Source organism: Streptomyces sp. NPDC127084, from assembly GCF_042724175.1.
Classification (GTDB): domain Bacteria; phylum Actinomycetota; class Actinomycetes; order Streptomycetales; family Streptomycetaceae; genus Streptomyces.
This window is the reverse complement of the sequence record NZ_JBHXFA010000224.1, coordinates 1-8326: the sequence shown is the minus strand read 5'-3', so window position 1 is coordinate 8326 and position 8326 is coordinate 1. Positions and strand designations below refer to the sequence as shown.

Sequence of the window (8326 nt, the reverse complement as noted above, 5' to 3'; positions counted from 1 at the left end):
CCTGTGCTCGGGGCGGTTTTTGTCTGTCGGGCGGGGGGGGGGGGGCGCGGGGGGTGGGTCGGCGCGGTGGGGCGTGGGGGGGGGCGGAGTCCAGGACGAAGGCAGCCAGCTTGTCGCGCTCGCGCTGGCGAACGCCTCGCTCGACGGCCCCGACCAGCGCTGGCTGGACGGCTGCGCCGGCCCCGGGGGCAAGGCGGCCCTCTTGGGCGCCCTGGCCGCCGAGCGCGGTGCGGCGCTGCTGGCCGCCGAGAAGCAGCCGCACCGCGCCCGCCTCGTGGAGCGCGCCCTGACCGGCAATCCCGGCTCTTACCAGGTCATCGCCGCCGACGGAACCCGCCCGCCGTGGCGCGCCGGAGCCTTCGACCGGGTCCTGGTCGATGTGCCCTGCTCGGGCCTCGGCGCCCTGCGCCGCCGCCCCGAGGCCCGCTGGCGCCGCCGCCCCGAGGACTTCGAGGGCTTCGCCCCGCTCCAGCGCGCGCTGCTGCGAGAGGCGCTGCGCGCGGTGCGGGTCGGCGGGGTGGTGGGCTATGCGACCTGCTCGCCGCATCTCGCCGAGACCCGGGTGGTCGTCGAGGACGTACTGAAGGGCCGGGGCGGTCCGGCGGCCGAGGCCGAGTGGATCGATGCCCGCCCGCTGATGTCCGGGGTCCCGGCTCTCGGTGACGGCCCCGACGTCCAGCTCTGGCCGCATCTGCACGGAACGGACGCGATGTATCTGGCCCTGCTCCGGCGTACGGCGTAGGGGGCAGCGCCCCTCCACGACGGCACAGCGGGCGACCTCTGCCCGGCGCCCCGGGCGCGGGTGCCGGACGAGCCGTACCGCGGTCCCGGGTCGGTTTCGCCGTCGTGCCGGGACGGCCTTGCCGCGGTAGGGGAAGCGTCGCCCGGGGTGCGTGGAGCGCCGCACTCCGGTAGCGGGACGGCCGCGCGGTCGGAACCGGTCGGGTACCGGGGGAGTGGCAGCGCCTGGAGGCATGGCAGTCTTGGCACATGGCCCAGATCTTTCCCAGCATCCTCTCCGCCGACTTCGCCCGCCTGGCCGAGGAGGCCAAGGCGGTCGAAGGCGCCGAATGGCTCCATGTCGATGTCATGGACAACCACTTCGTGCCCAATCTGACGCTGGGTGTTCCGGTGGTCGAGTCGCTCAGCCGCGCCACCGACACCCCGCTCGACTGCCATCTGATGATCGAGGACCCGGACCGCTGGGCGCCGCAGTACGTCGAGGCCGGCGCCGGGTCCGTCACCTTCCATGTGGAGGCCGCGGCGGCGCCGGTGCGGCTGGCGCGGGAGATCCGGGCGAAGGGCGCGCGCGCCTCGATGGCGCTCAGGCCCGCCACGCCCATCGAGCCGTACGAGGACCTGCTGCCCGAGCTCGACATGCTGCTGATCATGACCGTGGAGCCCGGCTTCGGCGGTCAGGCGTTCCTGGACATCATGCTCCCGAAGATCCGCCGTACCCGGGAGCTGGTCAACAAGCACGGACTCGACCTGTGGCTCCAGGTCGACGGAGGTGTCTCGGAGTCCACCATCGAGCAGTGCGCCGAAGCCGGCGCGGATGTTTTCGTGGCCGGATCGGCGGTCTACGGGGCCGAGGACCCGGCGCAGGCGGTACGCGCACTGCGTGACAAGGCGTCGCGGACCATCGCGGCGGCCCCCTGGGCATGCGACCACTGAGCCACGGTTACGTGAACGGGGCCCGACTGGGCTGATCGACAACCTCCGGATCTGACAGGATGACGGTTCCGGAGTGTGAACAGCAGTGAGGAGAGCGCGGTGTCTGCAATGTCGGCGGGACGGCCAGCCCTGCGGATGGGACCCGCGGAGCTGGTGCAGGCGGCGGCCATGGCCCGTCGCTTCTACCTCGAGGGCAAGTCCAAGATCCAGATCGCGGAGGAGTTCGGCGTCAGCCGCTTCAAGGTCGCCCGGGTCCTGGAGACCGCTCTCGAACGCGATCTGGTGCGGATCGAGATCCGCGTGCCCGCCGAGTTGGACGCGGAGCGCTCCGACGCGCTGCGTGCCCGGTTCGGTCTGCGGCACGCGGTGGTCGTGGAGTCCCCGGCGGAGGGCGAGGACGAGTCCCCCGACCCCGAGAACCTGGGCGAGGTCGCCGCGGACCTCCTCGGCGAGCTCGTCACCGAGGGCGATGTGCTCGGACTCGCCTGGGGGCGCTCCACCATCCACATGGCGGCTGCGCTGGACCGGCTCCCGCCGTGCACCGTCGTCCAACTGACCGGCGTCTACGATGCCGGGACCGCCGAGCGCGGCTCGGTGGAGGCGGTGCGGCGGGCCGCCCAGGTCTCCGGCGGTGAGGCGCACCCGATCTACGCGCCGATGCTGCTGCCCGACCCGGCCACCGCGGCGGCTCTGCGCAACCAGACCGGTATCGCGCGCGCCTTCGAGTACTTCGACAAGGTGACCGTCGCCTGTGTCTCCATCGGGTCCTGGGAGCCGGGTATCTCGACCGTCCACGACATGCTGTCGGACGAGGAGCGTGCCCACTACGCCTCACTCGGCGTGGCGGCGGAGATGTCCGCCCATCTCTTCGACGCCGACGGTCGCAGGGTCGGCCGGGACCTCGGCGAGCGCTGCATCACGGTCGAGGCGGACCGGCTGCGCCGTATCCCCGAGGTCATCGCGATCGCGGGCGGTCAGCGCAAGGCGGCTGCGATCGGCGCGGTGCTGCGGTCGGGCCTTGTCACCAGCCTGGTGACGGACACGGCCGCCGCGGACTTCCTGCTCACCGAGTCTCAGCCCGGTCCCCGTCCGGCCCTGGAACGGGCCGACCCGGACAGCTGACGGGGCGGCCCGCGGTACGGTCGCGGCCCGTCGTGGCGGTCATGGCCCTGGGGCCGGGTCCGGACCGGGATCTCCCGGGGCCGAGGTGGCGGAGCCGTGGCTGGCCGAACTCACCATCGAGAACGCCGTCCCGGAAGGCCCCCATCCATCCGCGGTGAACCGCAGACAGGGCAGATCCTTCCGCTTCGAGTCGCGATCACCTCAGAACCAGGGAAACGGGGTCTCGTGTTCGGCGTGATTCGGGCTCGCCCCCGACTCTCCTCAAGCCGAGCCACCGACCCGGATCGGGCTCACTCGCCCAGGCCGTAGAGCCGCTGCGCGTTCTCCGCGGCCAGCAGCCGCGTCACACGGTCGGCGTCCTCGCCCGACCAGGCGCCGGAGCCGGTCCAGTCGCCGAGCAGCCGCTCGACGGCCTCCTCGAAGACGCGCGCGCCGACCACGTACAGCTCTGGCAGCCCGTGGGCGTCGCTGGAGTAGAGGAGCTTGCCGAACGGCGTGAGCTCCAGCGCCTCCGCGAGGACCGCCTCCGCGCGTGCCCCGGTGTGGGCGAGCGCCAGCCCCACGTCCGCGTACACATGCGGGAACACATTGGCCAGATAGGCCGCGTGGCGGTGGTACGGGTAGCCGTGCAGCAGTACGAGCGGACAGCCGTGCGGGGCGACGGCCCGGATGAAGTCCGTGAGCAGCAGCGGGTCGCAGCGGTCGAGCCGGAGATCAGGGTCGCCGAAGCCGGTGTGCAGTTGGAGCGGCAGACCGGTGCGCACCGCCGACCAGAGCAGATGCCGCAGCAGCACCGGGTCGGTGAGGCGGCCGCCCGGTCCGCGCGTGTCCAGCCAGCGCACCGCGGCGGCGCGGACTTCCGCGTCAGCGGGTGGATCGGGGTCGAGCCCGAGTCCGTACCGGTAGGCGGCGATCGACTTGAATCCGGCGGCGGTGCGGGCGGAGGCCGTGACGGCGTGCCCGAAGACCTCGAGGAAGGCGTCGGGATGGTTGTGGCCGGCGTCCGCCGTCCGCTCGGCCAGTGTCTCGAGGCGTACGATCGCCCGTGCCTCGCCGCCGCCGAGCACCGCGAGCTCCGTGGGGCCTGTGAGATCGCCCGGCAGACCGGTGTCCACGAGATACGTGCCCGTGCCGCTGGCGCGCAGCAGCCTGCGGGTGGCTTCCTCGTGTCCCAGTTCGCGGCGCCGTTCCAGATAGCGGCCGGCGGGGCAGTGCGGCTCCAGATCGAGCAGCGGCGGGCACCAGCGGCGCACCGCGAACCCCAGCTGCGTGTCGAAGAAGCTCGTACCGGGCGCCGCCGGGGCGTCGGACTCGGTGAGATACGAGACGAAGCAGTCCGCGTCCGGATCCCGGCGCAGCACCCCGTGGCAGTGGTGGTCGACCAGCGGGGGCAGCTCCCCCACACTGCCCGGCGGCATTCAGTACCGTCCGCGGGTCGCGTCGGCGATCTCCTGCGGGGACTGCCCCTCGAATAGTTCGATCTCGGCCCGGCGTACGGCCGCGACCGCGTCGAACAGGAGCTCGCCGAGTGCCTCCCGCAGTACGCCGGAACGCTCGAATCGCTCCAGAGCCTCAGAAAGCGAAGTCGGCAGCCGTGCTGGGGACGGGGACGAGGACGGATCGTCACCCGAAGATCCGTCGCGGGCGGCCGGATCGCCCTGGACAGGAGCCGGGAGCACCGCCCGGGCGTCGAGCCCGGCGAGGCCGGCCGCGATCACGCAGCCCACCACCAGATAGGGGTTGGCTGCCGCGTCGAAGCATTTGACCTCCGCGTTCGCCCCGTCCGGGTCGTCCGGCGCGCCGGTGATGAAACGCAGGGCGGCCTCGCGGTTCTCCAGACCCCAGCACTGGAAGACACCCGCCCAGCGCGACGGTTCGAGCCGCAGGTAGCTCGCGGGGGAAGGTGCCCCGATCGCGAGCAGAGCGGGCAGCGCGTCCAGGACGCCCGCCAGGAACGCCTCGCTGTCCGCGGTCATACCGAACGGGCCGCCGCCGTCCCGGCAGAGATTCCTGCCGTCACGCCACAGGCTGAGGTGGAGATGGCCGCCGTTGCCGACGCCGCCCACCACGACCGCGGGGCCGAACAGCGGTGTGAGCCCGTGCTTCAGCGAGACGGACCGCACGGTCTCGCGCACCAGTACCGCGAGATCCGCGGCGCCCACCGGGTCGGACGGCGCCACCGACACCTCGAACTGCCCTGCCGTGTACTCAGGATGGAGCTGGAGCACCTCGACGCCCTGGGCGGTCAGCGCACACATCACATCGGCCAGATATCCGGTGAGTTCGGCTACCCGGGCCATGCCGTAGGCGGGCCCGCTACACCCGGGCGTCCCGTCCTGCCGTTGCACGATCCACTCGGTCTCGAAGCCCATCCGGAACTCGATCCCGCGCCTCGCCGCGAGCGCGGCCATCCGCCGGGCGAACAGGCGCTGGCAGCCGGGGTAGGGCAGTCCTCGCTGGTCCAGGCGGTCGACCGGGGCCCATGCCCAGCCCGGCTGTCCCGCCAGCGTGGTGAGCCGCCCGAGATCGGGGACCAGCCTGAGGTCTCCGTCCGGGCCGCCGACCCAGCGGCTCGTCGTCATCGAGTCGTCCACGAGATAGACGTCGAAGACGGGCGACATGCCGACGCCCCGTTCGGCCACCTGCGCCAGCCGGGCGACGGGGATGGTCTTGACACGGGTCAGCCCTGCGTTGTCGACCCAGGTCAGGGCGATGCCGTGGACGTCCTGACCGGTCAGCCGGGTGGTCGCCGCCCGGGCGTCCCAGCGGATACGGCGCAGGGCCTCCTCAGGATCGGTGCCGCGCGTCGAGGCCAGCTGGTCGAGCGCGCGCTCCCAGGAGAGAGCGGCGCTGTCCGCCGGGCCATCCGGAGCCCGGTCCCTGGAGCCGTCGGAGCCGTCGGAGATGTCGGAGTCGTCGATGGGCTGCACGGGAACTCCCTACCCACGCCGACCCGCCTTCATCACCTGCGGTGGCGGACCACCGGGACCGCGCGCCGTCACCGGTTGTCACCGGCGCGGCCGGCGCGGTCTACTACTTCCGGCGCGGTCTACTACATCGAGTACACCCGAGATCACTGGCGGACCTGGCGGAAGGTGCCCGATGAGCAACCCCCGGAATGGACGCGGCGGGCCTCTCGCGGCGCTGTTCGACGCCGCGGCCGGACGGAACGTCACCGTGCTCGACCTCCACGGGGTCACGGACAAGGCCGCCTTCATGGAACGCTGCGCGGGCGATCTGGAGCTGCCCGCCTGGTTCGGCCGGAACTGGGACGCGCTCGCCGACTGCCTCACCGACCTCCCCGGAGACGAGGGCACCCTGGTGCTCGTCCGCCGCTGGCAGGAGTACGCCGAGGCCCGGCCGGGCGAATGGGAGACCGCCCAGGAGGTCTTCGGACAGGCGGTGGACACGATGCCCCGGCGGCTCGCGGTGCTGGTCGCCATGGGCGAGGTGGACTGAGGACACGACCTGGGGCCACCGCGTCTGACGAGGTCGTACTGGCCGCTTCGATTCCCGTTCGGGTAACCTTTCGACGTAAGGCAGGTCCCCACTCCTGCCCGGCGCACGAAGCCCCCGTACCTCTTTGGAGGAATATCCGAACGCGGGGGCGCTTTGCTGTGTCCTTGTCGGAGTGACCTGCGACGTTTCGCGTGAAAATGTGAGACTTATGCGCTTCCTTGAGCCCGGCACCGGACGGCCTGTGACCTCGTCTCCGGTCCCCTACGACCTGACCTACGACGATGTCTTCATGGTGCCGAGCCGGTCGGCTGTGGGCTCCCGCCAGGCCGTCGACCTGTCGTCCCCGGACGGCACCGGCACCACCATCCCGCTGGTCGTGGCGAATATGACCGCGATCGCCGGCCGCCGGATGGCCGAGACGGTGGCCCGCCGCGGCGGCCTGGTCGTCATCCCGCAGGACATCCCGATAGAGGTCGTCACCGAGGTCATCTCCTGGGTGAAGACGCGCCACCTGGTGCTCGACACGCCGATCGTGCTCACCCCTCACCAGACCGTCGCCGACGCCCTCTCCCTGCTGCCGAAGCGGGCCCATGGCGCGGGCGTCGTGCTGGACGAGCAGGACCGCCCGGTCGGCATCGTCACCGAGCACGACCTGTCCGGCGTGGACCGCTTCACCCAGCTTTCCGAGGTCATGTCCAAGGACCTGCTGCTCATCAACGCGGACATGGACCCGCGCGAGGCGTTCACCACCCTGGACAACGCCAACCGCAAGATCGCCCCGGCGGTCGACGAGGACGGCAGGCTCGTCGGTGTGCTGACGCGCAAGGGTGCCCTGCGCGCCACGCTGTACAGTCCGGCCACCGACGCCCAGGGCAGGCTGCGTATCGCAGCCGCCGTCGGCATCAACGGTGATGTGGCGGGCAAGGCCAAGCAGCTCCTGGACGCCGGTGTGGACACGCTTGTCGTGGACACCGCGCACGGCCACCAGGAGTCGATGATCTCCGCGATCCAGGCGGTCCGCGGTCTCGACCCGCACGTCCCGATCGTCGCCGGCAACATCGTGGCCGCCGAGGGTGTCCGGGACCTCATCGAGGCCGGCGCTGACATCATCAAGGTCGGTGTGGGCCCCGGTGCCATGTGCACCACCCGGATGATGACCGGTGTGGGACGCCCGCAGTTCTCCGCGGTGCTGGAGTGCGCCGCCGAGGCCAGGAAGTACGGCAAGCACGTATGGGCCGACGGTGGTATCCGCCACCCGCGCGATGTCGCGATGGCGCTGGCCGCCGGCGCCTCCAACGTGATGATCGGGAGCTGGTTCGCGGGCACCTACGAGTCCCCCGGAGACCTCCAGCAGAGCGCCGACGGCCGGCTCTACAAGGAGTCCTTCGGTATGGCCTCCGCACGTGCGGTCCGCAATCGCACCAGCGAGGAGTCCGCCTACGACCGGGCTCGCAAGGCGCTCTTCGAGGAAGGCATCTCCACCTCGCGGATGTTCCTGGACCCGGCCCGCCCGGGCGTCGAGGACCTGATCGACTCGGTGATCGCGGGCGTCCGCTCGTCCTGCACCTACGCGGGTGCCGGGTCGCTGGAGGAGTTCGCCGAGCGGGCCGTCGTGGGCATCCAGAGCGCCGCGGGCTACGCCGAGGGCAAGCCGCTGCACGCCAGCTGGAGCTAGTGCCGCGTCAGGCAACGTTCGCCCCGTCGCGACGCCCGGCACGGCACCTCGCTGCGTTGTCGAATCACCCGAGTAGATCCAGTACGAGGGCGATCTCCCCCTGCCTTCGGCGGGGGGACCCCCACCGCCTTGCGGTATACCGCACCGGACGCCGCGAGCTTCCCGGCAAACCTGTCCGTTCACAGCACCAGGGGTTCTGGAACCAGCGCCGTCCGCCCGAAGAGGGGGGCTCGCGGCGTCTCGGCGTCTGGTGCCTGAGGCCTTCCCAGGCCCTCGCGGCCCAGAGCCAGAGCCACCGCTGAAGCCGGTGCGGTACGAGCTCACCCGCGTGTATCGGTGACGGCCCCACGGGGACTCCCCGGGGGGGGGGCCCCGGACGCGCGCTGGGGCGGGGGC

The 8326-nt window shown here is 71.9% G+C and carries 6 protein-coding genes and 1 pseudogene; 5 read left to right on the top strand and 2 right to left on the bottom strand.

Annotated elements, in window-relative coordinates; all coding sequences use genetic code 11:
* Positions 1 to 76 precede the first annotated feature (76 nt).
* From ACFWI9_RS31405 to ACFWI9_RS31395, 3 genes and pseudogenes are all read left to right on the top strand, one after another.
* Positions 77 to 742, top strand: a pseudogene (locus ACFWI9_RS31405) (rRNA cytosine-C5-methyltransferase); the annotation flags it as partial.
* A 248-nt stretch (positions 743 to 990) separates the two neighbouring features.
* Positions 991 to 1674: a ribulose-phosphate 3-epimerase gene (gene rpe / locus ACFWI9_RS31400; RefSeq protein ID WP_387167822.1), complete on the top strand. Its 684-nt coding sequence runs from the start codon at positions 991 to 993 to the stop codon at positions 1672 to 1674.
* A 75-nt stretch (positions 1675 to 1749) separates the two neighbouring features.
* A complete protein-coding gene (locus tag ACFWI9_RS31395; RefSeq protein ID WP_338675429.1) occupies positions 1750 to 2796 on the top strand; it encodes a sugar-binding domain-containing protein in 1047 nt (348 codons plus the stop codon).
* Positions 2797 to 3086: 290 nt separating this feature from the next.
* On the opposite strand, the gene ACFWI9_RS31390 is transcribed toward ACFWI9_RS31395, so the two are convergent.
* The gene (locus tag ACFWI9_RS31390; RefSeq protein WP_387167819.1) at positions 3087 to 4214 is read right to left on the bottom strand and encodes an amidohydrolase family protein; all 1128 of its coding nucleotides are present in this window, start codon (positions 4212 to 4214) and stop codon (positions 3087 to 3089) included.
* Complete coding sequence (locus tag ACFWI9_RS31385) at positions 4215 to 5576, bottom strand: glutamine synthetase (protein ID WP_387167825.1); 1362 nt, start codon at positions 5574 to 5576, stop codon at positions 4215 to 4217. It lies immediately after the preceding gene.
* Positions 5577 to 5898: 322 nt separating this feature from the next.
* Between ACFWI9_RS31385 and ACFWI9_RS31380 the strand changes: the two genes are divergently transcribed.
* A complete protein-coding gene (locus ACFWI9_RS31380) occupies positions 5899 to 6255 on the top strand; it encodes a barstar family protein (RefSeq protein ID WP_387167816.1) in 357 nt (118 codons plus the stop codon).
* A gap of 208 nt (positions 6256 to 6463) precedes the next feature.
* Positions 6464 to 7930, top strand: coding sequence for a GuaB1 family IMP dehydrogenase-related protein (locus ACFWI9_RS31375; protein WP_387167813.1), 1467 nt, complete (start codon positions 6464 to 6466; stop codon positions 7928 to 7930).
* The last annotated feature ends 396 nt before the right edge of the window (positions 7931 to 8326 follow it).